23 protein-coding genes are annotated in these 24590 nt (G+C 71.0%); 14 read left to right on the top strand and 9 right to left on the bottom strand.

Annotation, left to right across the window (positions count from 1 at the left end; genetic code table 11):
- Window positions 1-4 precede the first annotated feature (4 nt).
- The 9 genes from NGK70_RS17395 to NGK70_RS17355 are packed head-to-tail and all read right to left on the bottom strand — an operon-like array spanning window position 5 to window position 8455.
- Window positions 5-751, bottom strand: a complete 747-nt coding sequence (locus tag NGK70_RS17395; protein WP_251969753.1) for an SDR family NAD(P)-dependent oxidoreductase — start codon at window positions 749-751, stop codon at window positions 5-7.
- 24 nt (window positions 752-775) lie between these two features.
- Window positions 776-2143 carry a 3-hydroxyacyl-CoA dehydrogenase gene (locus NGK70_RS17390; RefSeq protein WP_251969752.1) on the bottom strand — a complete coding sequence of 456 codons (1368 nt, stop codon included), beginning with the start codon at window positions 2141-2143 and terminating at the stop codon, window positions 776-778.
- Window position 2144: 1 nt separating this feature from the next.
- A complete protein-coding gene (locus NGK70_RS17385) occupies window positions 2145-2966 on the bottom strand; it encodes a crotonase/enoyl-CoA hydratase family protein (RefSeq protein WP_251969751.1) in 822 nt (273 codons plus the stop codon).
- A 16-nt stretch (window positions 2967-2982) separates the two neighbouring features.
- Window positions 2983-3999, bottom strand: coding sequence for a PDR/VanB family oxidoreductase (locus NGK70_RS17380; RefSeq protein ID WP_251969750.1), 1017 nt, complete (start codon window positions 3997-3999; stop codon window positions 2983-2985).
- Complete coding sequence (locus NGK70_RS17375; RefSeq protein WP_251969749.1) at window positions 3996-4976, bottom strand: tripartite tricarboxylate transporter substrate-binding protein; 981 nt, start codon at window positions 4974-4976, stop codon at window positions 3996-3998. The genes NGK70_RS17380 and NGK70_RS17375 overlap by 4 nt, the downstream gene beginning before the upstream one ends.
- 11 nt (window positions 4977-4987) lie before the next feature.
- Window positions 4988-6226, bottom strand: a complete 1239-nt coding sequence (locus NGK70_RS17370; protein ID WP_251969748.1) for a Rieske 2Fe-2S domain-containing protein — start codon at window positions 6224-6226, stop codon at window positions 4988-4990.
- Window positions 6227-6268: 42 nt separating this feature from the next.
- A complete protein-coding gene (locus tag NGK70_RS17365) occupies window positions 6269-7276 on the bottom strand; it encodes an amidohydrolase family protein (RefSeq protein WP_251969747.1) in 1008 nt (335 codons plus the stop codon).
- Window positions 7277-7307: 31 nt separating this feature from the next.
- Window positions 7308-7706 (bottom strand): RidA family protein, encoded by a 399-nt coding sequence (locus tag NGK70_RS17360; protein WP_251969746.1) that lies wholly within the window; start codon window positions 7704-7706, stop codon window positions 7308-7310.
- The gene (locus NGK70_RS17355) at window positions 7703-8455 is read right to left on the bottom strand and encodes a GntR family transcriptional regulator (RefSeq protein WP_251969745.1); all 753 of its coding nucleotides are present in this window, start codon (window positions 8453-8455) and stop codon (window positions 7703-7705) included. The genes NGK70_RS17360 and NGK70_RS17355 overlap by 4 nt, the downstream gene beginning before the upstream one ends.
- Before the next feature lie 296 nt (window positions 8456-8751).
- Here NGK70_RS17355 and NGK70_RS17350 point away from each other — a divergent pair, with 296 nt between their 5' ends.
- The 14 genes from NGK70_RS17350 (at window position 8752) to NGK70_RS17285 (ending at window position 24395) form a co-directional block, all read left to right on the top strand.
- Entirely contained in the window at window positions 8752-10929 is a 2178-nt protein-coding gene (locus NGK70_RS17350) for an acetate--CoA ligase family protein (RefSeq protein ID WP_251969744.1), read from the top strand.
- Window positions 10926-12149, top strand: coding sequence for an acyl-CoA dehydrogenase family protein (locus NGK70_RS17345; RefSeq protein ID WP_251969743.1), 1224 nt, complete (start codon window positions 10926-10928; stop codon window positions 12147-12149). The genes NGK70_RS17350 and NGK70_RS17345 overlap by 4 nt, the downstream gene beginning before the upstream one ends.
- A gap of 22 nt (window positions 12150-12171) precedes the next feature.
- Window positions 12172-13335 (top strand): acyl-CoA dehydrogenase family protein, encoded by a 1164-nt coding sequence (locus NGK70_RS17340; protein WP_251969742.1) that lies wholly within the window; start codon window positions 12172-12174, stop codon window positions 13333-13335.
- Window positions 13336-13356: 21 nt separating this feature from the next.
- Window positions 13357-14352, top strand: a complete 996-nt coding sequence (locus NGK70_RS17335; RefSeq protein WP_251969741.1) for a tripartite tricarboxylate transporter substrate-binding protein — start codon at window positions 13357-13359, stop codon at window positions 14350-14352.
- A 13-nt stretch (window positions 14353-14365) separates the two neighbouring features.
- Entirely contained in the window at window positions 14366-15589 is a 1224-nt protein-coding gene (locus NGK70_RS17330; RefSeq protein WP_251969740.1) for a thiolase domain-containing protein, read from the top strand.
- The gene (locus NGK70_RS17325; RefSeq protein WP_251969739.1) at window positions 15589-15972 is read left to right on the top strand and encodes a Zn-ribbon domain-containing OB-fold protein; all 384 of its coding nucleotides are present in this window, start codon (window positions 15589-15591) and stop codon (window positions 15970-15972) included. Before NGK70_RS17330 ends, NGK70_RS17325 begins: the two co-directional genes overlap by 1 nt.
- A 24-nt stretch (window positions 15973-15996) precedes the next feature.
- Complete coding sequence (locus NGK70_RS17320) at window positions 15997-17187, top strand: CaiB/BaiF CoA transferase family protein (RefSeq protein WP_251969738.1); 1191 nt, start codon at window positions 15997-15999, stop codon at window positions 17185-17187.
- A gap of 15 nt (window positions 17188-17202) precedes the next feature.
- Window positions 17203-18225: a DODA-type extradiol aromatic ring-opening family dioxygenase gene (locus tag NGK70_RS17315; RefSeq protein ID WP_251969737.1), complete on the top strand. Its 1023-nt coding sequence runs from the start codon at window positions 17203-17205 to the stop codon at window positions 18223-18225.
- A gap of 6 nt (window positions 18226-18231) precedes the next feature.
- Complete coding sequence (locus tag NGK70_RS17310) at window positions 18232-19008, top strand: RraA family protein (protein ID WP_251969736.1); 777 nt, start codon at window positions 18232-18234, stop codon at window positions 19006-19008.
- A 2-nt stretch (window positions 19009-19010) separates the two neighbouring features.
- Window positions 19011-19676 carry an RraA family protein gene (locus NGK70_RS17305; RefSeq protein WP_251969735.1) on the top strand — a complete coding sequence of 222 codons (666 nt, stop codon included), beginning with the start codon at window positions 19011-19013 and terminating at the stop codon, window positions 19674-19676.
- A complete protein-coding gene (locus NGK70_RS17300) occupies window positions 19673-20341 on the top strand; it encodes a 4-carboxy-4-hydroxy-2-oxoadipate aldolase/oxaloacetate decarboxylase (protein WP_428985528.1) in 669 nt (222 codons plus the stop codon). Before NGK70_RS17305 ends, NGK70_RS17300 begins: the two co-directional genes overlap by 4 nt.
- Window positions 20328-21122: an enoyl-CoA hydratase/isomerase family protein gene (locus tag NGK70_RS17295; RefSeq protein ID WP_251969733.1), complete on the top strand. Its 795-nt coding sequence runs from the start codon at window positions 20328-20330 to the stop codon at window positions 21120-21122. Before NGK70_RS17300 ends, NGK70_RS17295 begins: the two co-directional genes overlap by 14 nt.
- A gap of 30 nt (window positions 21123-21152) precedes the next feature.
- Window positions 21153-22829 carry a GMC family oxidoreductase gene (locus NGK70_RS17290; protein ID WP_251969732.1) on the top strand — a complete coding sequence of 559 codons (1677 nt, stop codon included), beginning with the start codon at window positions 21153-21155 and terminating at the stop codon, window positions 22827-22829.
- Between the two features lie 93 nt (window positions 22830-22922).
- Entirely contained in the window at window positions 22923-24395 is a 1473-nt protein-coding gene (locus NGK70_RS17285; protein WP_251969731.1) for an aldehyde dehydrogenase family protein, read from the top strand.
- The last annotated feature ends 195 nt before the right edge of the window (window positions 24396-24590 follow it).

Raw genomic sequence — 24590 nt, 5'->3', positions numbered from 1 at the left:
GTCCTCAGAGGAGGTAACCACCGCCGTCGCAGAGCATGAACTGCCCCGTGATCAGTTCCGCCTCGTCGCTGGCCAGGAAGGCGATCAGCCCGGCCAGGTGGCGCGGCTGGCCGCGCTTCTTGATGGCCTGGTTCTGCATCACGCGGTCGAAGGCCTCCTCGGGCGAGTTGGCCAGCGTGCCTTCGGTGGCGATCATGCCCGGTGCCACGGCGTTGACGGTGATGTTCTCCGGCCCCAGCTCCTTGGCCAGCACGCGGGTGAAACCCATCACCGCGCCCTTGCTGGCCACGTAGGCCATCTGGCCCGGGTTGGCCAGGTAGTAGGTGCGCGAGGCGACGTTGATGATGCGCCCGGCGCTGCTCTTTTGCAGCAGCGGGTAGAAGGCCTGGCTGACCAGGAAGTAGCCCATGAAGTTGACCTGCAGGAAGCGGTCCACCTCCTCGCGCTCCAACTCATGCCAGGGCTTGCGGCCCGACAGGATGCCGGCGTTGTTCACCAGGATGTCGATGCGCCCGCGCCGCGCCTCCACCGCCTGGGCGGCGGCGCGGATCTGCGCCTCGTCGGTGACGTCGCAGATCGAGGCCGCCGCCTCGCCGCCGGCTTCGCGGATCAGCGCGATCGTTTCCGTGGCGTCATTGCGGTCGAGGATCTCGATGAGGGCGCCCTCCTGCGCCAGCTTCAGCGCCGCGCCCTGGCCCATGCCGGAGGCCGCGCCGCTCACCACTGCGATGCGGCCGTCGAGTCGTCCCATGCTTGCTTCCTTTCGTATCGAGGTTCAGGCCTCAGGATGTCGGGATCCCTGCAGATCCGCAAAGCTCCGCCCCTCGGCCACCAATCGTTCCAGCAGCGGCGCGGGCTGCCACCAGAAGCTGTGCTCGGCGTGCAGCCGGCGGATGGCGGCCAGCACCTTGGGCAGCCCGATGCGGTCGGCCATGGCCATCGGCCCCCCCTGCGCGGCGGGGAAGCCGTAGCCGGTGAGGTAGACGATGTCGATGTCGCTGGGCCGCAGCGCGACGCCGTGCTCCAGCAGCCGCGCGCCCTCGTTGACCATGCCGTAGAGGCAGCGCTCCAGGATCTCCTCTTCGCCGATCGGGCGGCGCGTGATCCCCATGCGCGCGGACTCCGCGACGATCCAGGCCTCCAGCTCCGGGTCGCGCTGCGGCCGGCGATCGCCGTCCTCGTAGCGGTACCAGCCCTGGCCGCTCTTCTGACCGAGCCGGCCCTTCTCGACCAGCTTCAGGATGAGGTCGTTCCAGCGCCGGTCGGTGGGGCGCGTGGCCATCTGCGCCTTGCGGGTCGGGTAGCCCACGTCGTTGCCGGCCATGTCGTGCACCGCGAAGATGCCCATCGCGTAGCCGAACTTCGTCAACGCGGCATCCACCTCGTGCGGCAGCGCACCGTCCTCGACCAGGAAGTGCGCCTCCCGGTTGTACTGGCGGAACAGCGCGTTGCCGATGAAGCCCGGCCAGATGCGCGCCAGCACCGCCACCTTGCCGATGCGCTGGCCCAGGGCCATCAGGGTCGCGATCACCTCGGGTGCGGTGGCCACGGGCGTGTCGATGCGCACCACCTCCAGCAGGCGCATGACGTTGGCCGGGCTGAAGAAGTGCGCGCCGACCACATCCTGCGGCCGGCTCGTCACCGCGGCGATCTCGGCGATGTCCAGCCCGGAGGTGTTGGTGGCCAGGATGGCGCCGGGCTTGGCGATGGCGTCCAGCTCGCGGAACAGGCGCTGCTTGAGCGCCATGTCCTCGAACACCGCCTCGATGAAGAGGTCGGCCCCCTCCGGCCCCCCGGCGTCGGCCAGGTTCGTCGTGCCGCGGATGCGCGCCATGCGCTCGACCACCGCCTCGGGGCTGAGCTTGCCGCGTTTGACGCTGGTGTCGTAGTTGGCCATCACGCGCTTCAGGCCACGTTCCAGCCCCGTGGCGTCGGCGTCGATCAGCACGACCGGCAGGCCGGCGTTGGCGAAGGCCATCGCGATGCCGCCGCCCATGGTGCCGGCGCCGATCACGGCCACCTGGCGGACCGGGCGCAGCGGGGTGTCGGCGGGCAGGCCGGTCTTTGCCGCTTCCCGTTCGGCGAATCGGACGTGCTCGGCCGCGGCGGCGCGGTCGGCGTCGGTGAGGTCGAAGGCGCTCATCTCAGGCGCCCTTTCCCGGCGCGCCGGCGTCTTTGGCCTCGTCCTTGGCGACCAGCGGCTTCGCCTTGCCCTCGACGAACTCGCGCAGGCGCTGCTCCACCTCGGGCGGGCGGGCCATTGCGGAATTGAGCTGCTCGAAGAACAGGCCGTCGTCGTGCGACACATCCTGGATGCGTGGCAGTACATTGACGATCTTCCAGTTGGTCTCGATGGTGTTCTGCGCGATGCGCTGTGCCAGCTCCTTCGCCTTGGCCAGCGCCTGGCCGGCGGGGGTGACATAGCGCACGATGTGCTCCTGCAGCCCCTCGGCGGGGTTGAGCAGGCGGCCGGTGAGCATCATGTCCATCATCACCGTGGTGCCCACCACGCGCTGGATGCGCACCGTGCCGCCCCCGCCGACGAAGATGCCGCGCTGGCCCTCGGGCAGGCCGAAGAAGGCGGTCTCGTCGCAGACCCGCACATGCGCCGCGGTGGCCAGCTCCAGCCCGCCGCCCACCACCGCGCCGTGCAGCGCGGCGACCACGGGAATCGGCCCGCGCGCGATCTGGTCGAACACCATGTGCCAGTTGTGGCGGCGGCGCTTGCGCGGCGGCGTGATCTTGCCGCTGGCGCGCGCCAGGGCTTCGGCCAGGTCCAGGCCGGCGCAGAAGTTGCTGCCGTGGCCGTGCAGCACGATGACGTTGGCATCCTCATGGGCGCGCTGAACGGCGGCGTTCAGTTCGTCCACCAGGGCGTCGTTGATGGCGTTGCGCTTGTCGGGGCGGTTCAGGCCGATCAGGGCCACCGGGCCGTCGAGTTCGTAGGTGATCAGGGCTTCGGACATGGATGGGAGCTCTGTTTCAGAGGTCGAGGACCAGCTTGGGGGTCTTGGCGCCGGAGCAGCAGACCATGATGCGGTTGTTGGCGGCGCGCTCGGCTTCGCTGAGCACGAGGTCGCGGTGGTCGGGGGTGCCGGCCAGCACCTTGACCTCGCAGGTGCCGCAGATGCCTTCGCGGCAGGAATAGAGCACCTCCACGCCGGCGCCTTCCAGGCTTTCGAGCAGAGTTCGGCCCGGCTGCACCGGCACGGTCCGGCCACTGCGGGCCAGTTCCACCACGTAGCTGCCGTCGGTGGCGGCGGCCTCCTTGGCGGCAAAGTACTCCAGGTGCACCTGCTCGCGGGGCAGGGCGGCGGTGGCCGCCTCGAAGGCGCCCAGCATGCCCAACGGGCCGCAGCAGTAGACGTGCGTGCCAGCTGGCAGCGCGGCGATGAGGCCGGCGATGTCCAGCACCCGGCCTCGGTCGGCGTCGACATGCAGGTCCAGCGCGCCGTCGCGCCCGCCCGCCTGGCCGGCTTCGGACAGGGCCTGCAGCTCGCTCACGTAGGCGGCGTGGATGGCGCTGCGGGTGGCGTAGTGCAGCCGCCAAGGCCGGCCGATGGCCTCCAGGCGCCGGATCATGCCCAGGATGGGCGTGATGCCGATGCCGCCCGCGAAGAAGACGGACAGCGGCGCGGCCTCGTTCAGCGGAAAGTTGTTGCGCGGCGCACCCACCGTCAGCGTCTGGCCGCAGCGCAGCTGCTCGTGGATCCAGCGCGAGCCGCCGCGGCTGGCGGCATCGAGGTTGACCGCGATGCAGTAGCGCTGTCGCTCGCCCGGCGCATTCAGCAGCGAGTAGCTGCGGATGTGCGGCCCGCTGCCCGCATCGGGCGGGTGTGTCGCGCTGCCCGTGCCGGGCAGGTGCAGGTCGATGTGCGCGCCGGCCTCGAAGGCCGGCAGCAGCGTGTTGGGCTGCAGCGGCACCAGCTCGATGCCGAGGATGCCCTCGGCCTCCCAGGTCAGCGCGCGCACGCGCAAGGTCAGCAGGGCGGTGCTCATTCGGGTTTGAAGCCTGAGGCCTTGATGATCGGTTCCCAGTGCGCCAGCTCGGCGCGCTGGCGGGCGGCCATCTCGGCCGCGGGGCGGAAGTCCGGCATGACGGACAGCTTGTTGATCAGCACGTCGCGCAGCGCCGGCTGCGCCAGCACCTTCTGCAGCGCGCGCTGCATGCGCTCCAGCTCGGCCGGCGGTGTCTTCGCCGGGGCCCACATGCCGGTCCAGCCCTCGCCGCTGGTGACCTTGATGCCCTGCTCGGCGAAGGTGGGGATGTCGGGCATCAGCTCCGAGCGCTTCTCGGTGAAGAGGCCAATCACATTCACCTGGCCGGCACGGTGGTGCTTGAGCAGGCCGTCCATCAGGCTGATGGCCGCCGGCACGTGGCCGCCGACCAGGTCGGTGACCATCGGTGGCGTGCCCTTGTAGGGCGTCACCGGCAGGTCGATGCCGGCTTCCCTGGCGAGCTGCACGCCCAGGAAGTGGTTCTGGCCGCCCAGCCCCGGCGTGCCGAAGCTGGCGGTCTTGGGGTTCTTCTTCACCCAGTCGATGAACTCGCGGGCGTTGCTGGCACCGGTGGCCGGGCTCACCGCCATGCCCAGCGGGTAGGAGGTGAGCGCCGCCACCGGGGCAAAGTCCCGGAACAGGTTCCACTTCAGCTGCGCACCGAACACCAGCACCTGGAAGGTCGGCGTCGCATTGGGCGCGATCATCCAGGTCAGGCCGTCGGGCGCGGCGGACATCAGCGCATCGGCGGCAAAGCGCCCGCCGGCGCCGACCTTGTTGTCGATGATCACCGGCTGGCCCAGCTCGGCGGGCAGCCGGTCGGCGATCGCGCGGGCGATGGCGTCGGTGCCGCCGCCGGGTGGCAGGCCCAGCAGGATGCGGATCGGCCGGTCACCCTGCGCCCGCACCAGCGTCGGGGCAGCCCAGGCCGCAGCCGCAGCGGCCCCAGTGGCGAGGAGACGGCGGCGGCGGAGCATGGCCACGCCTTTCATGCCTGCTCGGCCAGCACGCGCCAGTCGCTGCCGCTGGGCAGCACACCGCCCACCGAGCGGGCCTGGCGGTAGTCCAGCTCGGGGTGGGTCGCTAGCGTCGGCGGCTTGCCGGCCATGAATTCGCGCACCGATTTCAGGATCGCGGCGCGCACCCGCAGCACCGCGCCGTCGGCCGAGCAGAGCTGCTCGTCGCTGCGGTCGTAGATCGGGCCCTGGCCGAGGAACATCGCGAAGTCCTCGGTGGCCAGGTGCTGCGGGAAGCCGCTGGCGTGGCCACGCTTCATCAGGTCGCGGTTCTGGCCCCAGTTGTTGGCGGCGCCGCCCTCGGGCACCGGCGGGGAGTTCCACACATCCGGCGCGGTGGAGATGATGGTCGGGCCCAGGGGGGCATGCTCGTTGAAGTTGACGAACCAGGCGCGGTGCGTCACGTCGTCCACCGGGGTGGAGAAGAACACCATCGCCGGGCCCTTCTCGTAGGGCGCGCAGATCAGGCCGTACCAGGGCATCACGAAGTTGTTGATGCGCGCGTAGAACTTGTCCTCGCCGACATCGCGGATGGCGGCGTAGCGGAAGCCGTAGGGCCGCTCCTCGAACTCCAGCCGCGGCGCCAGCGCCTTGGTCATGATCAGGCGCTCGTTGCCACTGCCCGCCGTGAGCTTGGTGGTGGACTCGTGCAGCACGCCCACGTGGGAGGAGTCCATCGACGCCTCCACGCCCTGCAGCCAGTTGGTCGGCACCTCCACGCTGGTGACGGCGCGCTGGTCCTCGGGCAGGTCGATGAAGGGCAGCTCCGGGAACTTCGGTGCGGTGTCGCCTTTGCCCAGCCAGACCCAGACGATGCCGCCGCGCTCCACCACGCTGTACTGGTTGGTGCGGATGTGCTTGCAGAACTGCTGCTGGTCGCCGCTGTGGTTGGGCGCCTCGTCGAGCACGCCCGTCACGTTGATCTTCCAGCCGTGGTAGATGCAGCGCAGGCCGTCCTCCTCGCTGCGCGCCAGCAGCATGGAGGTCCGGCGGTGCGGGCAGGCCTCGTCGATCACGCCGGCCGTGCCGTTGCCGGCGCGGAAGGCGGCGTAGTTCTTGCCGAGCAGGCGCACGCGGAAGGGGCGCCCGCCGGCTTCGAGCTTCGACGACGGGATGGCCGGCAGCCAGTAGTGCTGGCGGATCATCTCCCCCAGCGGGGCGCCGTTCTCGACGCGGGTCACCAGGTCGTTGTCTTCCTTGGTCATGGGCATGGCGGTCTCCTCGGATCGTTGGCGGGCTGCAGGAAACGCAGCTCAGGACGGATCGGTGTAGTTGCGGAAGGCGCGCGGGTACACGCGGCGGCAGTTGCAGTCGAAGATGTCGGCGCGGTCGTCGGCCGACAGCCAGCCGATGTTCTCGATCACCGGCTTCATGTCGTCGTAGTCGCGCCCGCTGATCGGGTCGCGCGCGCTGCCGGTGCCGGGCTTCTCGGTGCCGAAGAGCACGTTCTTCACCCCGGCCACCTTCAACAGCAGCTCGATCGAGTCCTGGCTGTAGTTGCAGGTGTCGAAGTAGAGCTTGCGCAGCTGCTCGTCGAAGCTCACCTTCTCGCCACGGCGCACGCTCCAGCTGCGAAAGCGCCCCATCTGGTAGGGGATCGCGCCACCGGCGTGGGCCACGACGATCTTCAGGTTGGGGAATTTCTGGAAGGTGTCGCTGTCGATCAGCGAGATCACCGCGATGCTCTCCTCGTTGATGAACTTGAGGGTGTAGCTCTCGCGCGGCGTGCAGCTGCCGGCCGAGTGGATCAGGCCGGGCACCTGCAACCGCTCCATCGCCGCGTACAGCGGGTGCCAGAACGGATCGCCCAGGCCGGGCGGCGGCAGTTCGCTGCCCTCGGTGGGGTCCGGGTTGATCAGGCAACCGACGAATCCCAGCTGCTCGACGCAGCGCTCCAGCTCGGCCACGCAGCGCTCGGCCGGGCTCTCGTGCATGAACTGCGGCAGGCCGGCGACGCCACGGAAGCGGTCCGGGTAGCAGGCCACCACGCGGGCGATCACGTCGTTGCAGTGGCGCGCCCAGATCTCGCTGACCTTGGCCGGCTTGACCGAGTGCATCTGCAGGTAGGGGCGCGGCGAGATGAACTGCAGGTCGGTGCCGACGCTGTCCATGATCTTGACCACCTCGGTGGCCACCTTGTGGATGGCCTCGTCGGGGATCTTCGGGTCGACCGAGGGGTTGCCGCGGCCGCCGACCAGCTCGGACATGAACTTCAGGCTCTGCGGCGGCATCACCACGTGGGCGTGGGAATCGATGATCAAGGGGAATCCTTTCGAAGCGAATGCGAGCGGTTCAGCTTTGGACCATGGCCAGGACTTCGAGCTGCAGCCACATGCCGTGCTGCAGGTCGTGCACGCCGATGTGGCGCGCCGGGCGGTCGTCGGGGTCGGGGAAGGCGGCGAGCCAGTGGGCGTTGACCGCCTCGCGCACCGAGTCGTCCTTCACCGTGATGCTCAGGCGCACGACGTCGTCCAGCGACGCACCCCCCGCCGCCAGCAGGGCGCGCAGGTTGGTGAAGGCGTGCGCTGCCTGCGTGGCGGCGTCGGCGGGCAGGGCGCCGCTGGCCGGGTCCTTGCCGGCGATGCCCGAGGAGCAGATCAGGTTGCCGACGCGGGCACCCAGAGGGATGGGCGCCTTGTGGCCGACGTTCGGGACCTGCAGGGAGCGCTTGGGACGCTTGGGGTGGGTCATGCGGGGTCTCCGGATTCGGCATCGAAGAAGCTCATCGGCACGGTGGCCAGGAACTCGGAAAAGCCCGAGGAGCCCACCGGCACGTGCAGGTGCATGGCCTGCCAGGCGCCAGCCTCGTCGCCGGACTGGATGGCGCGGGCAATCTTCAGGTGATCCTGCAGCGAGCGGGCGATCTGCTGCTTGTTCTGGAAGTCCTTGACGCGGTAGCGCTGGATGCGCCGGCGCGCGTGGCGGATCTGCTCGGCCAGGTACTCGTTGCGGCTGCCGGCGTAGATGGCCTCGTGGAACAGCGCGTTGGCCAGGGTGTACTCGGCGGTGCCACCGCTGACGGCCGCCTCCTGGCAGCGCGCCAGGGTGTCGTCCAGGCGGCGGCTGAGTTCGTCGTCGACCCGGCGCGCGGCCAGCTTGGCCGCCAGGGCCTCCAGCTCGGAGATGAACTCCAGCATCGCCCGCACCTTGCCGATGGACAGCCGCGCCACCGTCACCCCCTGGCGCGGCGCGATGCGCACCAGATGGCGGGCGGCCAGCTGCTGGAGCGCCTCGCGCACGGGGGTGCGGCTGACCTCGAAGCGCGCGGCCAGCGCCCGCTCGTCCAGCGCGGCGCCGGGGGGCAACTTACCCGACTCGATCTCGTCCTGCAGAGTGGCCCGGATGTCGGCCGCGCGACCCCCGGGGCGGGGGCGGGTGTCATCGGAGGTCAGCTCGCCCTCGGCGGCGTCGGGCGGTTCGTTCGACGGGGGGTTTGGCATGGGTGTTCCTGGAAGCGAGGTCTAAAGAATACCAAACATCATTTGTGGCATACCTAGGGAAAGTCATGAGCATGCGGATGACTGGCCTGAAATGGGCTGAATCCGGGCTTATTGGGATCGAGATGATCGCCTGAGTGGGCGAAAACCCGCGGGTTAACCCGCGTTTCACCCGAAATGCCCACGGGTAAACACCGGTATCTGGATGCCTTTGCAGAATTTCTGGTGTGTTGATCATGGCATTTGTGTATGCCAGACTTCGTCCCATGGCGAACAATACAAGTCCTGTGCCGGCCCGGATGCCGGACGCCGCCCGCCCGCTGGGCCGGGTGCTGCAGCCCCGTTCCATCGCCCTGGTGGGTGCGTCGGCCGACCCGCGGTCCTTTGGCGGCTTCGTGCTCGCCAACGTGGAGCGCTTCGGTTTTGCCGGTGCGCTGCACCTGGTCAGCCGCAGCAGTGCGGAGATCGGTGGGCGGGCCTGCGTGAAGACAGTGGACGAGCTGCCCGAGGGCATCGACCTGGCGGTGCTGGCCATTCCCGAGGCGGGCGTGCTCGACGCCGTGCGCAGCTTGGGGGCGCGGCACTGCCATGCGGCGGTGTTGTTCGCCTCTGGTTATGCGGAGACGGGCGACGAAGGCCGGGCGAAGCAGGCCGAACTGGCCGCGGTGGCCGAGGCCGCCGGCATGCTCCTCATCGGCCCCAACTGCATGGGCTTCACCCACTTCGCGGCCGGCGTGCCGGTGACCTTCGAGCTGCTGGAGCGCGACGCCTACCGTGCCGCCGAGGCTGGGCACGGTGGCATCGGCATCATCGCGCAGAGCGGCTTCATGGCCGCCACGCTGCGCGATGCCTTCACCGGCCGTGGTCTGCCGCTGACCTGCCAGTTCTCCACCGGCAACGAGGCCTCGGTGGGCGTCGAGGACGTGCTGGCCGCCTACCTGGATGACGCGGCCACCCGGGTCATCGCGGTCTATGCCGAGCAGGTCCGCCGCCCGCGGCTGTTCCTGAGTCTGGCGCGCCGGGCCCGCGAGCTGGGCAAGCCCATCGTGCTGCTGATGCCCGGGCGCAGCGAGCGCGCCCGCCATGCCGCCGCCTCGCACACTGGCGCGCTGGCGGGCGACCATGCCAGCGCCAGCGTGCTGCTGCAGCGCGAGGCGGTGGTGGTGGTCGACACGCTCGACGAGCTCTTCGACACCACCGCGGTGCTGCTCAGCCACCCCCGCCCGGCGGCGGGTGGCGCGGCCTTCGTGACGGGCTCGGGGGCGATGAAGAACATCGCGCTGGACCTGGCCGACGGCATCGGGCTGGACCTGCCGGCGCTGGGCGCGCCCACCGTGCAGGCACTGGCCGAGAAGCTGCCCAGCTACGCGGTGGCCGAGAACCCGCTGGACTACACCACCATCGGCGTGCGCCAGCCTGGCCTGATCGGCGAGCTGGTGCACACGATGGCGGCCGACCCCGCCGTCGGCAGCGTGGTGTTGTGCATCCCCGTGGGGCCGGTGATGGCCCAGCGCGACAAGGCCGATCACATCGTGCCGGCGCTGGGCCGCTGCCCCAAGCCGGCGGTGCTGGTGCTGACCGGTGACGCCGGCCCGGTGGAACCCTTCTTCCTGGAGGCCATCCGTGCCAGCGGCGTGCCGTTCTTCCGCTCGGCCGACCGCGCGCTGCGGGCGCTCAAACGGGTGGCGCAGTACGCCGAGGCGCTGGAGCGCGCCGCGCGGACGGATGAATTCGCCGCTCGGCCCTTGCCTGATGCCGGACTGCCCGGGCCTGCGCCGGCCAATGGCATCTATCCCGAATACCAGGGCAAGGCCTGGCTCAACTCGGCCGGCATCGCGGTGCCACACGGCAGCCTGGCGCGCACGGCGGACGAGGCGGTGGCCATCGCCGAGGGCCTGGGCTGGCCGGTGGTGATCAAGGCGCAGGCCAGCAGCCTGCCGCACAAGAGCGACGTGGGCGGCGTGATCGTGGGGCTGGCGGATGCCGCCGCGTTGCGTGCCGGCTGGGTGACGCTGATGGACAACCTGGCGACACACCGCCCCGATCTCACCCTGGGTGGTGTCCCGGGCAGTGGCCTGGACGGTGTGCTCGTCGAGGCGATGGGATCCAGGGGCCTGGAGCTCGTGGTGGGGGCCAGGAACGACCCGGCGTGGGGCCCGGTCGTCCTGGTCGGCTTGGGTGGGGTGTGGATCGAGGCGCTCCGTGATGTGCGCCTGATCCCCCCCGACCTGGCCGAGCCCGACATCGTCGCGGAGCTGCAGCGCCTGAAGGCCGCGCCGATGCTGGCAGGCATCCGCGGCGCGACCGGGGTGGACGTGGCGGCCATCGCCCACGTCGTGGCCACCCTCGGTGCCCTGATGCGGGCCAACCCGGCCATCGCCGAGATCGACGTCAACCCGCTGGTGGCCTACCCCGACCGCGTGCTGGCGCTGGATGCGCTGATCGTGGTCGGCCCGGCGCAGGGAGCATCCGCATGAAGCTGGCATTCAGTGCGGCCGATGAGGCCTTCCGCCAGGCCGTGCGCAGCTTCGTGCGTGAGCAGCTGCCCGGCGACATCCGCCGCAAGGTGGAGCTCGGCCTGCGCCTGGAGCAGGCCGACTACGTCACCTGGTTCAACCGGCTGGAGGCGCGCGGCTGGCTCACGCCGGGCTGGCCGCCCGAGCATGGCGGCCCGGGCTGGACGCACCTGCAGCGCTTCATCTTCGACGAGGAGTGCCTGCTGGGCGGGGCGCCGCGCATCATCGCCAGCGGCATCCAGATGCTGGGGCCGGTGCTGATCGCCTTCGGCACGCCCGAGCAGAAGGCCCGCTACCTGCCCGACATCCGCGCCAGCCGCACCTGGTGGGCGCAGGGCTTTTCGGAGCCGGGCTCGGGCTCGGACCTGGCCTCGCTGCGCACCACCGCCGTGCTGGAGCCGGACGGCCGGCACTTCGTCGTCAACGGCCACAAGGTCTGGACCTCCTACGCGCAGTGGTGCTCGATGATGTTCGCCCTGGTCAGGACGGACCCGAACGCCGCCAAGCCGCAGGAGGGCATCAGCTTCCTGCTGATCGACATGACGTCGCCCGGCTTGACGGTGCGGCCGATCCGCATGCTCGAAGGCGGCACCGACCTGAACGAGTGCTTCCTCGACAACGTGCGCGTGCCGGTCGAGAACCTGGTCGGCGAGCTGAACCAGGGCTGGACCTGCGGCAAGTACCTGCTGGGCCACGAGCGCACCGGCATCGCCGGCATCGGCTCGTGCAAGCAGCAGCTGGCGCGCGCACGCCAGCTGGCCGGGCAGCAGGGGCTGGGCGAAGATGCCCTGTTGCGCGCCCTGCTGCAGGCGCGGCTGGCGCAGTTCGAGATCGAGCTGATCGCGCTGGAGGCCACCGCGCTGCGCCTGCTCGCACCCGGCCAGCGCAGCCGCGTGCCGCAGGTGGAGGCGTCGATGCTCAAGGTGCGTGGCACCGAGCTGCGCCAGGCCATCTACGAGACGCTGCTGGACATCGCCGGGCCGGACGCGCTGCCCTTCTCGGCCGAGGCGCAGTTCCTGGAGTTCCTCGATGCGGCCGACGACGCGCCGGTGGCGCCGGTGCCTCCCGAACTGGCCAGCGTGGCCGCCAACTGCCTGGACGCCCGCAAGCTGTCGATCTACGGCGGCAGCAACGAGGTGCAGCGCAACCTGATCGCCCAGGCCGTGCTGGCCGCCCATTGACCAGAAGACCGAGCGCCAAGGTATGGATTTCTCCCTGAACGACGACGACCTGGCGCTGCGCGACGCGGTGCAGCGCTTCTGCGAGGGCGAGTACCCCGCGCCCGAGCGTGGCAACGCCGAGACCCCCGCGCAGGCCGCCCAGCGCCACGCCGCCCTGGCCGAGCTGGGCCTGCTGGGCCTGCAGATCCCCGCCGAGCTGGGCGGCAGCGCGCTGGGGCCGCAGGCCGCGATGCTGGCGGCCGAGCAGCTCGGCCGCGCATTGGCCAACGGCAACTGGCTGTCCAACGCGGTGCTGATGGCGCCCCTGCTGGCCGAAGCCGGCAGCCCGGCGCAGCGCAGCGCCTGGCTGCCCGCACTGGCCGCGGGCCGCCTGCAGGTCGCGCTGGCCTGTGCCGAGCCCGAGGCCCGCTACGACCTGGCCGATGTGCGCAGCCGCGCGAAGCCGACCGCCGACGGTGGCTGGAGCCTGAGCGGACGCAAGGCGCTGGTGCTGGGTGGCGACGTGGCCGACCTGCTGCTGGTGGTGGCGCGCACCGACGGCGAGCGCCGCGACCGCAGCGGGCTGAGCCTGTTCGCCATCGATGCCGCGTCGCCCGGCCTGACCCGCCGGCCGATCACGCTGCTGGACGGCCGCCGTGCCGCCCAGCTCGACCTGCAAGGCGTGTCGCTGGCGGCGGACCGCCTCGTCGGCCCGCTGGATGCCGCGCTGCCGCTGGTGGAGCGCGCGGTGGAGCGCGCCAACGCCGCGCTCTGCGCCGAATCGGCCGGGGCGCTGGAGGCGCTGCTGGCCATGACCTGCGAGCACCTGAAGACCCGCCGGCAGTTCGGCGCGCCGCTGGCGAAGTTCCAGGCACTGCAGCACCGGGTGGCCGACATGGCCACGGCGCTGGAGCAGCTCAAGTCGATGGCCTGCGTGGCCGCGATGGCGCTGGAGGCCGAGGACGCCAGCGAGCGCACCCGCCTGGTCTCGGCCGCCATGACCCTCACCGCCCAGTTGGGCCGGCAGTGCGGCCTGACGGCCATCCAGCTGCACGGGGCGATGGGCATGACCGACGAGTGCCGCGTCGGCCACTACGCGAAGCGGCTGATCGCCAACGGCCTGCTGTTCGGCGATGCCGCCTTTCACCTGGCCGCGTTCGACGCCGCACGGCGGCCGACCGCTGCTGATCTTGATTTGACCCCCTGAGACGAACGAAGGAGACACGCCATGACCTCTCATCCGATCCTGCGCCGCAGCCTGCTCGGCCTGGCCGCCGCGACCCTGTGCCTGGCGCTGCCGCTGGGCGTGCAGGCGCAGGGCGACAAGCCCATCCGCCTGCTGGTGGGCTTCCCGCCCGGCGGGGCGTCCGACAGCGTGGCACGCGTGCTGGCCGAGAAGCTGCAGGTGCTGCTCAAGCAGCAGGTCATCGTCGAGAACCGGCCGGGCGTGGGCGGGCGCATCGCCGCCCAGGCGGTCAAGAACGCCGCGCCGGATGGCCTGACCTACATGGTCGCGCCCAACGCCACCTTCGTCTTCCAGCACCTGACCTACCCGGTGAGCGTGCTGGGCTACGACATGACCACCGACTTCACCTCGGTGGCCCAGATCAACTCCTACCCGATGGCGATGGTGGTCAACGCCGGCATCGGCGTGAAGAACGCCAAGGACTACGCTGCCTGGCTCAAGGCCAACCCGGACAAGGGCACCTTCGGCACGGCCGGGCAGGGCGGTGACACGCACTTCAACGGCCTGCAGTTCGCCAAGGTGGCGGGCGTGAAGATGACGGTGGTGCCCTACCGCGGCAACGGCCCGCTGGTCACCGATCTGGTGGGTGGGCAGATCCTGACCGGCAACATGGTGGCGGGCGATGCGCTGCAGCACGTCAAGAGCGGCAAGCTGACCTACGTGGGCGTTTATGCGCCGAAGCGCTCGCCGCTGCTGCCCGACGTGCCGACCATGGCCGAGCAGGGCTTCGACACGGGCGGCGACAACGGCTGGATGGGCCTCTGGGGCCCGGCCAAGCTGCCCAAGGCCGAGCTCGATCGCATGCAGGGCGCGCTCAAGCACGTGCTCGCCCAGCCGGAGGTGAAGGATCTGATGATGAATCGCTTCGCCCAGATCGCCGACTACCGCCCGGGCGCCGAGGCCGACAAGCAGCTCAAGGCCGAGCTGGCGCACTGGGGGCCGGTGATCAAGGCATCGGGCTTCACCCCGGCGCAGTGACCGGAGACCTGGCATGAGCTTGAACGGCAAGGCCGCCATCGTCGGCGCCTACGAGCACCCGACCCGCAACGCCGAGAACCTCTCGGTGCTGCGCCTGCACGCCGACGTGGCCAAGGGCGCCCTGGCGGATGCAGGGCTGACCCGCGACGACATCGACGGCTACTTCTGCGCCGGGGATGCGCCGGGGCTGGGCAGCGCCACGGTGGCCGAGTACCTGGGGTTGAAGCTGCGCCATGTGGACAGCACCGAGTGCGGCGGTTCGGCACCGATCCTGCATGTGGCGCATGCCGCGGCGGCGATTGCCGCCGGGCGCTGCAACGTCGCGCTGATCACCCTGGCCGGCCGGCCCCGTGCGGCGATGGCCGAGGCGCAGGCCCGCGCTGCGGCCGCCGGCCCCGGCAAGGACGGCAAGCCGGCCAAACCCGCGCTGGCGCTGCGCCCGCCCGACCCGGATTGCCCGGAGCTGGCCTTCGAGCTGCCCTACGGCCCTTCGACGCAGAACCTCTACGCCATGGTGGCGCAGCGCCACATGCACGAGTTCGGCACCACCAGCGAGCAGCTCGCCTGGATCAAGGTGGCCGCCTCCCACCATGCCCAGCACAACCCGAACGCGATGCTGCGCAAGGTGGTGACGGTGGACGACGTGGTGAACTCGCCGATGGTCAGCGACCCGCTGCACCGCCTGGACTGCTGCGTGATGAGCGACGGCGGCGGCGCGCTGATCGTCGCCCGCCCGGAGATCGCCCGGCAGCTGAAGCGGCCTTTGGTGATGGTGCGCGGCACCGGCGAGGCGCCCAAGCACGGCATGGGCGGGCGCATCGACCTGACCTGGTCGGCGGCGGCCTGGTCCGGCCCGCGGGCCTTCGAGGAGGCCGGCATCACGCCGGCGCAGATCCAGTACGCCTCGCTCTACGACAGCTTCACGATCACCGTGCTGATGCAGCTGGAGGACCTGGGCTTCTGCAAGAAGGGCGAGGGCGGGCGCTTCGTGATGGACGGCGGCCTGATCTCCGGCGTGGGCCGCCTGCCCTTCAACACCGATGGCGGCGGCCTGTGCAACAACCACCCGGCCAACCGCGGCGGCGTCACCAAGGTGATCGAGGCGGTGCGCCAGCTGCGCGGCGAGGCCCACCCCGCCGTACAGGTGCGTGACTGCACCTGGGCGCTGGCCAACGGCATCGGCGGTGCGCTGGCGTCGCGCCACACCGCCGGAACCCTCATCCTGGAGCGTGTGTGATGGCACGGAAGATCCCGAAACCCATGGTCCAGGCCGAAACCGCCGCCTACTGGCAGGCCGCCGACGCGGGCCGCCTGCTGGTCAAGCGCTGCACGGCCTGCGGCGAGTTCCACCACTACCCGCGCGATATCTGCCCGCACTGCCTGAGCGACGCCACCGAATGGGTGGACGCCGCCGGCACCGGCACGGTCTACGCCTGCAGCACGATGGGCCAGGGCGAGGCCGCCTACACGCTGGCCTACGTGACGCTGGACGAGGGGCCGACGATGCTGACCAACCTGGTCGGCGGCGACGCCGCGCGGTACCAGATCGGCCAGAAGGTGCGCGTGGTCTTCACGCCCAGCGAGGGTGGACCGGCGGTGCCGATGTTCACGCCCGTCTGAACAACGATGAACCGGGAGAAACCGATGCGAACCGGTGCGCTGTCGCGCTTCACCATCCTCGACGCCACCCGCGTGCGCGCCGGCCCCACCGCGGTGCGGGTGTTCGCCGACCAGGGCGCGCGGGTCATCAAGCTGGAGATCCCGCCCGGCGCGCCCGGCGGCGACGACATGATCGGCGGGCGCGAGCACAACCGCGCCGACTACGAGAACCTGCACCGCAACAAGGAAAGCCTGACGCTGAACATGAAGGCGCCCGAGGGGCTGGCGATCCTGCATGCGCTGGTCAGGCAGGCCGACGTGTTCATCGAGAACTACCGCCCGGACGTCAAGTACCGCCTGGGCATCGGCCCGGACCAGTTGCGCGCCATCAACCCCCGGCTGGTCTACGCCAGCATCTCCGGCTTCGGCCAGGACGGGCCCTATGCGAACTGGCCCGGCTTTGATTCCATCGCCCAGGGCATGGGCGGGCTGATGAGCGTCACCGGCCGGCCCGGCGAAGGGCCGATGCGGGTGGGCATCCCGCTGGCGGACCTCTGCGCCGGGCACTTCTGCGCCCAGGGCATCCTCGCGGCGCTGCTGGAGCGCGAGGTGTCGGGCGAGGGCCAGTGGGTGCAGACCTCGCTGCTGGAGTCGCAGATCGCGATGCTGGACTTCCAGGCCGCGCAGTGGCTGATCGACCGCAAGGTGCCGCAGCAGCACGGCAACGAGCACCCGCTGACCGTGCCCACGGGCGTGTTCAAGACGGCCGACGGCTACCTGAACCTGGCCGCCATCGGCAACACCATGTGGCGGCGCCTGTGCGAGGCCCTCGACGTGCCTGAGCTGGCCGCCGACCCCGAGCTGGGCAACGACCCGCAGCGCTGCGCACAGCGTGAGCGGGTCAACGGCGCGATCGGCGCGGCCTTCCTGAAGCGCAGCACGGCCGAGTGGACCGAGCGGCTGCTGGCGGCCGGCGTGCCCTGCGGCCCGATCCACAGCGTCGACCACGTCTTCACCGACCCGCAGGTGCAGCACCTGGGCATCGCCTGGCCGATGCGGCACCCCGAACTCGGCGAGGTGTCGGTGGTGGGCCAGCCCTTCCGCCTGTCGCGCAACCCGCGCCAGGCCGAGCCAACACCGGCGCCGCACCAGGGCGACCAGACCGACGCGATCCTGCGCGAGCTGGGCTACGACGATGCCCGCATCGCCGAGCTGCGCGCTGCGGTCGTGGTTTGAAAGAAAGGACATTCCATGGCCCGACTCGTTGCCGCCTTTGGCGCCTCGCACAGCATCATGCTGGTCTCGCAGCGCGAGGACTGGATGCACGGCTTCCGTGCCATCGACCCCAAGAACCCCTTCCTCTTTGACAAGCAGGGCGAGAAGACCGACTACGAGCGCCTGCTCGCTGCCACACCGCCCGGCGCCGCCGAGGCGCTGGCGTCACCGGAGATCATGAGCCAGCGCTACGACCAGGCCGAGGCGGCGATGGACGCGCTGCGCGAGCGCATCCACGCGGCGCGGCTGGACGTGCTGCTGATCGTCGGTGACGACCAGACGGAGCTGTTCCGCACCACGAACAACCCCGCGATCGCGATCTACTGGGGCGAGACGATCCGCAACACCAAGCGCGAGCCGGCGGCGCCATCGGACGCCTGGGTCAAGTCGGCGCGCATGTGGCGCCACGAGCCCGAGGTGGACCGCGACTACCCGGTCAAGAGCGACCTGGCGCAGTGGCTGATCCGCCAGCTCTGCGACCGCGATTTCGACATCGCCGCGCTCGACGGGCTGGAGCCCGGCCAGTTCGAGGGCCACGCCTTCCAGTTCATCCACCGCCGCCTGCTGCAAGGGGGATCAGTGCCCGCCGATCACATGGTCCCGGTGATCCCGGTGATCCTGAACACCTTCGACCCGCCCAACCAGCCCACGCCGCGGCGCTGCGTGCAGCTGGGTGCGGCGCTGCGCGAGCTGATCGCCGCCTGGCCGCAGGACCTGCGCGTGGGCGTGATTGCCTCCGGTGGCCTGAGCCACTTCGTGGTGGACGAGGAACTCGACCAGCAGGTGCTCGACGCCATCCGCCATAAGGACGGCGCCGCGCTGGCCGCGCTGGACCCCAAGCGCCTGCAGGCCGGCAGCAGCGAGATCCGCAACTGGCTGGTGGTGGGCGAGCTGGCGCGCGAGCTGGAGCTGGAACACGTCGACTACATCCCCGCCTACCGCAGCCCGGCGCTGACCGGCACCGGGCTGGCGTTTGCCAGTTGGAAAACCCTGGAGTAGCACGACATGTCGATCCAGAACGAAGAGCGGTCCGAGCGCCGGGCCGCTCCCAAGCCGGACCGCATCCCCTCGGGGGATCGGCCGACGTACCCGGCGGTCGAGGGGCTCGTGAAGCGCCTGCGTCGGCTCGATGCCTGCGCGGTCTCCGACGCCCTCGACAAACTCGGCCTGCAAGGCGCCGTCACCGGCCTGCCGCTGCGCAGCGCCGGCCCCGGCGGCGCCAGCCGCATCGCCGGCCGGGCGGTGACGATGAAGGTCGGCCCCGGCACACCACCGCCGGGACCGCCCAAGCACCTGGGCTGCACCGCCATCGAGCGGGCCGGTGCCGACGACCTGATCGTGGTCGAGCAGAAGAGTGGCGTCGAGGCCGGCTGCTGGGGCGGCCTGCTGACGCTGGGCGCCAAGGTGCGCGGCATCGCTGGCGTGGTGGCCGACGGCCCGCTGCGCGATGTCGATGAGGCCATCGCCTACGAACTTCCGATCTATGCACGCAGCCTCACCTCCCGCACCGCCCGCGGCCGGGTGGTCGAGCTGGGCACCCAGGTGCCGGTGGTGATCGGCGATGCGCTGGCCGGCGGCCAGGCCACGGTGCACCCCGGCGACTACCTGCTGGCCGACCGCAGCGCGGTGATCGTCATCGCTGCGGCCGACATCGAGCGCGTGCTGGACGCCGCCGAGCAGATCGTGGCCAAGGAGGCGGCGATGGCCAAGGCGATCCTTGGCGGGACGCCGATCGGCACCGTGATGGGCGGCAACTACGAACACATGCTGAAGAACGGATGACCATGAGCGAACCCTTGGACCCCAACGTGGCGCGTGCCGCCAAGCTCGACACCGCCACCCTCTCCGACGCGCTGGACAAGCTCGGTATTGCCGGCCAGTGCTACCGCATCAAGCCGCGCGACGTGAACTTCCGGATGACGGGCCGCGCCTGGACGCTGCTCTACGGCCCGGCTGGCAAGCCCTGCGGCACGGTGGGCGACTACATCGACGACGTGCCGCCCGGCAGCATCGTGGTGCTCGACAACGGCGGGCGCGACAACGCCACCGTTTGGGGCGACATCCTCACCGAGATCGCCCACCGCCGCGGCATCGCCGGCACGCTGATCGACGGCGTGTGCCGCGATACCGCGCTGTGCCGCCAGCTCGGCTACCCCATCTTCAGCAAGGACCACTGGATGCGCACCGGCAAGGACCGCGTGCAGGTGGAAGCCACGGGGGTGCCGGTGAACATCGGCGACGCCCGCGTGGCACCCGGCGACATCGTGCGCGGGGATGCCGACGGCGTGCTCGTGATCCCCAAGGAGCATGAGTCCGCGGTGCTGGACACCGCCGAGGCCATCGAGGTGGCGGAAGAAGCCATCCGCAACGCGGTGCGCGGCGGCATGCGGCTGGACGAGGCGCGCAAGCAGTTCAAGTACCACCAGTTGCAGACCCGCCAGGAGGGATGATGAGCCTGCGTTTCGACTGGCATTCGACCACCCGCGCCGACGCGCCGCGGGTCGGTGAGGACCTCGTGGCGGCGGCACGCACGCTGCCCACCGCCACCCTGCACGAGGCGGGCGGCAAGATCGGCGCGCTGCCTTCCGCGTTGAAGCCCATCGCCCCGGGCATGCGCGTGTGCGGCGCGGCGCTGACGGTGCACTCGCCCGGCGGCGACAACCTCTGGCTGCACCGCGCGCTGGACGTGGCTCGCCCCGGCGACGTGATGGTGGTCTACGCCAGCGGCGTGCACGAGCACGGCTACTGGGGCGAGATCATGGCCACGATGGCGCAGGCGCGCGGCTTGGCCGGCCTGGTGATCGACGGCTGCGTGCGTGATGCGGCGCTGCTGGCGGCGATGGGCTTCCCGGTGTTCGCCCGCGGCCTGTGCATCCGCGGCACCGGCAAGGACTTCGGCGCACCCGGCTGGATCAACCACCCGATCCGCCTGGGTGAGGTCACCGTCGACGGTGGCGACCTGATCGTGGGTGATGCCGATGGCGTGGTGGCGATCCCGCGAGAGCGGGCGGCCGAGGTGATCGAGAAGTCGGTGAAGCGCGAGGCCGACGAGGCCGCCATCCTGGCCCGCCTGCGCGCTGGCGAATCGACCTTGGACGTCTATGGCTGGCGCTGACTCTGCTGTATCGCTGGACATCGCGGCCGGCCTGCCGTCGCTGGCCATCGACGGCCACATCGCCACGATCACGCTGCGCCGCCCCAAGGTAGCCAACCGCCTGGAGCTGGAGGACCTCGCCGCGCTGGGCGAGCACCTGGCCACCGTCAACGCCCGCGACGAGGTGCTGGTGCTGCGGCTGCAGGCCGAGGGCCGGCACTTCTGCAGCGGCTTCAACATCGCCCGCGTCGACGGCGGGGGCGAGGCCGCCGGCGCGCGCTTCGAGGCGCTGGCCGAGGCGCTGGAGAACGCCCGGCCGGTGACGGTGGCAGCGATCCAGGGCGGCATCTACGGCGGCGCCACCGACCTGGCGCTGGCCTGCGACTTCCGCCTCGGCACGCCGGCCAGCGAATGGCGCGTGCCGGCGGCCCGCCTGGGGCTGCACTACTACCTGGGCGGCCTGGAGCGTTACGTGGCGCGGCTGGGCCTGCAGGCCGCCAAGCGCGTGATGCTGACCGCCGAGACCTTCGACGCCCCGGCCATGCTCGCCACCGGCATGCTGGACCGGGTGGTTCCCGCTGCCGAGCTGGCCTACGAGGTGGAGGCCTTCTGCACCCAGCTGGCCGGCTTGGCGCCGCTGGCCCTGCTGGCGATGAAGAAGAACCTCAACCGGCTGGCCCGCGGCACGCTCGACGTGGCCGAGGCGGCGGCCGACATCGCCCGCGCCGCCGCCTCCGAGGACCTGAAGGAGGGCGCCCGTGCCTGGGCCGAGAAGCGCCCGCCCGTGTTCCAGGGTCGCTGACCCGTTCTTGCCAGATCCATCAGGTCCACCATGCCCACCTCCGCTGACCCGACCCGCTGGGACGCCGAAGCCGACTTCGTCATCGTCGGCGCCGGCACCGCCGGCTGCGTGCTGGCCAACCGCCTGAGCGCCGACCCCGCCCACCGCGTGGCGCTGGTTGAGGCCGGCGGCCCGGACCGGCACCCGTACGTGCGCATGCCGATGGGCTTCCTGAAGGCGCTGCAGAACCCGGCGCTGACCTGGCAGTTCCAGAGCGAGCCCGAGCCGGCGATGAACGGCCGGCGCATCCCCATCCCGCGCGGGCGCCTCTGGGGCGGCTCTTCGTCGATCAACGGCATGTTCCACATCCGCGGCCACCGGCGGGATTTCGACGACTGGGCGGCCGCCGGCTGCAGCGGCTGGAGCTATGCCGAGGTGCTGCCCTACTTCCGCCGCAGCGAGACGAGCTGGCGCGGCAACGGCCCCTACCACGGCGGCGACGGCCCGCTGCAGGTCAACCCGGTGGACACCCGCCGCCTGCTGGCCGAGCCGCTGCGTGAGGCGGCCGAGCGCGCCGGCCACCGCGCCAACGACGACTACGACGGCGAGCACCACGACGGCATCGCCCGCGGCGAGGTGGCCATCGACCGGCGCGGCCGGCGCCACAGCAGCGCGCGCGCCTACCTGCACCCGGCGCTGCAGCGGCCCCATCTGCAGACCTTCAGCCACGCCCAGGTGCAGCGTGTGATCTTCGAAGGCGGCCGGGCGGTGGGGGTGGAATTCCTGCAGGACGGCCAGCGCCGGCGCCTGCGTGCGGCCCGCGAGGTGATCCTCTGCGGCGGCGCCTACGGCTCACCCCAGCTGCTGATGCTCTCGGGCATCGGCCCCGCGGCTGAGCTGCAGGCGCTGGGCATTTCGGTACAGCGGGACCTGAGCGGCGTGGGTGCCAACCTGATCGAGCACCCGCGCATGCCGCTGCAGTTCCGCGCCAATGCGCCGGTGACCTTCCTGAGCCAGCTGCGCTTTGACCGCGCCGTGATGAACGTGCTGCGCTGGGCCTTCACCGGTTCGGGGCCGTTCGCGACGCAGATCTGCTCGGGCACCGTGCTGCTGAAGAGCCAGCCGCAGCTCGACCGCCCGGACATCCAGCTGCTGTGCAACCCGGTGCGCATCGACGCGCGCCTGTGGTTCCCGGGCGTGGTGAACGAGCAGGAGCATTGCTTCTACATCACCGTCTGCCAGCTCTACGCCAAGAGCCGCGGGCGCGTGAGCCTGCGCTCGCCCGACCCGGCGGACGCACCGCGCATCGCGCTGAACCTCTTCAGCCACCCGGACGACCTCGTCAGCATGCGCGAGGGCCTCCGCGCCGCCCGCGCCATCTACCGCCAGCTGCCGCAGGCCGCGCTGATTGACCGCGAGACCATTCCCGGCGCAGGCCTGGACAGCGACGAGGCGCTCGACGCCGCCATCCGCCAGCTCGGCGGCATCACCCACCACCCGGTGGGCACCTGCGCGATGGGTGACCTGGCCAGGAGCCCGGGCGCGGTGGTCGACCCGCAACTGCGCGTTCACGGCGTGGCCGGGCTGCGCGTGGTGGATGCGTCGGTGATGCCCAGCATCGTTGGCGGCAACACCAACGCGGCCACGCTGATGATCGGGGAGAAGGCCGCTGACCTGATCCTCGGCCGCAGCCTGCCACCCGCCAATCTGCCTTCCTCCCCCCTTTGAGAAAGGGGGGTCGGGGGGGATTTCTCCCCTCTCGCCGACCGCAAATCCCCCCAACCCCCCTTTTTCAAAGGGGGGCGAATGCCAGGAGCTGTGATGACGATGCCTGACCTGCTCAACCGCCCGCTGCGTTGCCTGATCGACGGCCAGTGGCACGACGCCGCCAGCGGCGCCACGCTGCCCGTCACCAATCCCAGCACCGGCGAGGTCTTCGCGCAGGCCGCGGCGGGCGAGGCGGCCGACATCGACGCCGCCGTGGCTGCCGCGCGCCGCGCCTTCGAGTCCGGCCCCTGGTCGAAGATGCCGCCCGCCGGCCGCCAGCGCCTGCTGTGGCGGCTGGCCGAGCTGATCGACGCCCATGCCGACGAGCTGGCCCTGCTGGAGGTGCTCAATACCGGCAAGCCGCTGAAGATCGCCCGGATGTTCGACGTCGGCCTGTCCGCGGAAAGCCTGCGCTACCACGCCGGCTGGGCCACCAAGCTGGAAGGCGCGACGCGCGACGTGTCGCTGCCCGGCCATTGGCATGCCTACACCCTGCGCGAGCCGGTGGGCGTGGCCGGCCTGATCGTGCCCTGGAACGTGCCGCTGCCGATGGCGGTGGGCAAGATCGCCCCGGCGCTCGCCGCGGGCTGCACCGTGCTGCTCAAGCCCGCCGAGCTGACGCCACTGACGGCGGTGCGCCTGGGTGAGCTGGTCATCGAGGCCGGCTTTCCACCCGGCGTGGTCAACATCGTCACCGGCCTGGGCACGACAGCCGGGCAGGCCCTGGTGGACCACCCCGGCGTGGACAAGATCTCCTTCACCGGCTCCACCGCGGTGGGCCAGCGCATCCTGGCCTCGGCCGCCGGCAACCTCAAGCGCCTGTCGCTGGAACTGGGTGGCAAGAGCCCCGTCTTCATCTTTGCCGACGCCGACCTGGAGCGCGCCACCGACGCCGCAGCGCGCGGCATCTTCGCCAACAGCGGCCAGGTCTGCGCGGCGGGTTCGCGGCTGTTCGTGCACCGCGCGGTGGCCGACCGCGTCTTCGAAGGCATTGCCGAGCGCGCCCGCCGCCTGCGTGTCGCCCCTGGCCTGGCGCCCGACGCCGAGATGGGCCCGCTGATCTCCGCACGCCAACGGGAACGTGTGCTGGCCTATATCGACGGCGGGCGCGAACAGGGCGCCGAGGTCCTGGCCGGCGGCGCGGCGCTGGACGGCCCCGGCTTCTTCGTCCAGCCGACCGTGATGGTGAACACCCGCGCCGACATGACGATGGTGCGCGAGGAGATCTTCGGCCCGGTGCTCAGCACCTTCGTCTTCGACGACGAGGAAACGGTCGAGCAGCTCGCCGCCCGGGGCAACGACAGCGCCTACGGGCTGTCGGCCTCGATATGGACCCGCGACCTCGGCCGCGCCCACCGCCTGGTGCGCAAGATCCGCAGCGGCGTGGTGCGCGTCAACGCCGCGGTGGCGCCTGATTTCGCGATGCCCTTCGGCGGCGTCAAGCTCTCCGGTTGGGGCCGCGAGAACGGCCGCGAAGGGGTGGAGAGCTATACCGAGCTGAAGTCGGTGGCGATGGACCTGGGCTGACGGGGCCCACTGTCGCATTTGTCGGGGTCCGGACATCCGAGGCGGTCCGGCGGAATTCGTCCAGAAGCGCCAGGTCCTTGATTCGGTAGATATTTTTCAGGTTCCGGAGGTTGGCACGCGTCTCGCAGTGGAGATCGCAACGCCCAACTCGCTGTGGTGGCCGGCCCGGGCCGCCGCGGTGAAACGACCGGAGCC

Origin of the sequence: Sphaerotilus microaerophilus, assembly GCF_023734135.1 — a bacterium.
Classification (GTDB): Bacteria; Pseudomonadota; Gammaproteobacteria; order Burkholderiales; family Burkholderiaceae_C; genus Sphaerotilus; species Sphaerotilus microaerophilus.
Note: the sequence above shows the minus strand (reverse complement) of the source record. Positions and strands in the feature narration are given on the sequence as shown.

Coding starts and splice junctions, on each gene's coding strand:
- NGK70_RS17395 (WP_251969753.1), bottom strand. CDS start 751: ATGGGACGACTCGACGGCCGCATCGCAGTGGTGAGCGGCGCGGCCTCC.
- NGK70_RS17390 (WP_251969752.1), bottom strand. CDS start 2,143: ATGAGCGCCTTCGACCTCACCGACGCCGACCGCGCCGCCGCGGCCGAG.
- NGK70_RS17385 (WP_251969751.1), bottom strand. CDS start 2,966: ATGTCCGAAGCCCTGATCACCTACGAACTCGACGGCCCGGTGGCCCTG.
- NGK70_RS17380 (WP_251969750.1), bottom strand. CDS start 3,999: ATGAGCACCGCCCTGCTGACCTTGCGCGTGCGCGCGCTGACCTGGGAG.
- NGK70_RS17375 (WP_251969749.1), bottom strand. CDS start 4,976: ATGCTCCGCCGCCGCCGTCTCCTCGCCACTGGGGCCGCTGCGGCTGCG.
- NGK70_RS17370 (WP_251969748.1), bottom strand. CDS start 6,226: ATGCCCATGACCAAGGAAGACAACGACCTGGTGACCCGCGTCGAGAAC.
- NGK70_RS17360 (WP_251969746.1), bottom strand. CDS start 7,706: ATGACCCACCCCAAGCGTCCCAAGCGCTCCCTGCAGGTCCCGAACGTC.
- NGK70_RS17355 (WP_251969745.1), bottom strand. CDS start 8,455: ATGCCAAACCCCCCGTCGAACGAACCGCCCGACGCCGCCGAGGGCGAG.
- NGK70_RS17350 (WP_251969744.1), top strand. CDS start 8,752: ATGCCGGACGCCGCCCGCCCGCTGGGCCGGGTGCTGCAGCCCCGTTCC.
- NGK70_RS17345 (WP_251969743.1), top strand. CDS start 10,926: ATGAAGCTGGCATTCAGTGCGGCCGATGAGGCCTTCCGCCAGGCCGTG.
- NGK70_RS17340 (WP_251969742.1), top strand. CDS start 12,172: ATGGATTTCTCCCTGAACGACGACGACCTGGCGCTGCGCGACGCGGTG.
- NGK70_RS17335 (WP_251969741.1), top strand. CDS start 13,357: ATGACCTCTCATCCGATCCTGCGCCGCAGCCTGCTCGGCCTGGCCGCC.
- NGK70_RS17330 (WP_251969740.1), top strand. CDS start 14,366: ATGAGCTTGAACGGCAAGGCCGCCATCGTCGGCGCCTACGAGCACCCG.
- NGK70_RS17325 (WP_251969739.1), top strand. CDS start 15,589: ATGGCACGGAAGATCCCGAAACCCATGGTCCAGGCCGAAACCGCCGCC.
- NGK70_RS17320 (WP_251969738.1), top strand. CDS start 15,997: ATGCGAACCGGTGCGCTGTCGCGCTTCACCATCCTCGACGCCACCCGC.
- NGK70_RS17315 (WP_251969737.1), top strand. CDS start 17,203: ATGGCCCGACTCGTTGCCGCCTTTGGCGCCTCGCACAGCATCATGCTG.
- NGK70_RS17310 (WP_251969736.1), top strand. CDS start 18,232: ATGTCGATCCAGAACGAAGAGCGGTCCGAGCGCCGGGCCGCTCCCAAG.
- NGK70_RS17305 (WP_251969735.1), top strand. CDS start 19,011: ATGAGCGAACCCTTGGACCCCAACGTGGCGCGTGCCGCCAAGCTCGAC.
- NGK70_RS17300 (WP_428985528.1), top strand. CDS start 19,673: ATGATGAGCCTGCGTTTCGACTGGCATTCGACCACCCGCGCCGACGCG.
- NGK70_RS17295 (WP_251969733.1), top strand. CDS start 20,328: ATGGCTGGCGCTGACTCTGCTGTATCGCTGGACATCGCGGCCGGCCTG.
- NGK70_RS17290 (WP_251969732.1), top strand. CDS start 21,153: ATGCCCACCTCCGCTGACCCGACCCGCTGGGACGCCGAAGCCGACTTC.
- NGK70_RS17285 (WP_251969731.1), top strand. CDS start 22,923: ATGACGATGCCTGACCTGCTCAACCGCCCGCTGCGTTGCCTGATCGAC.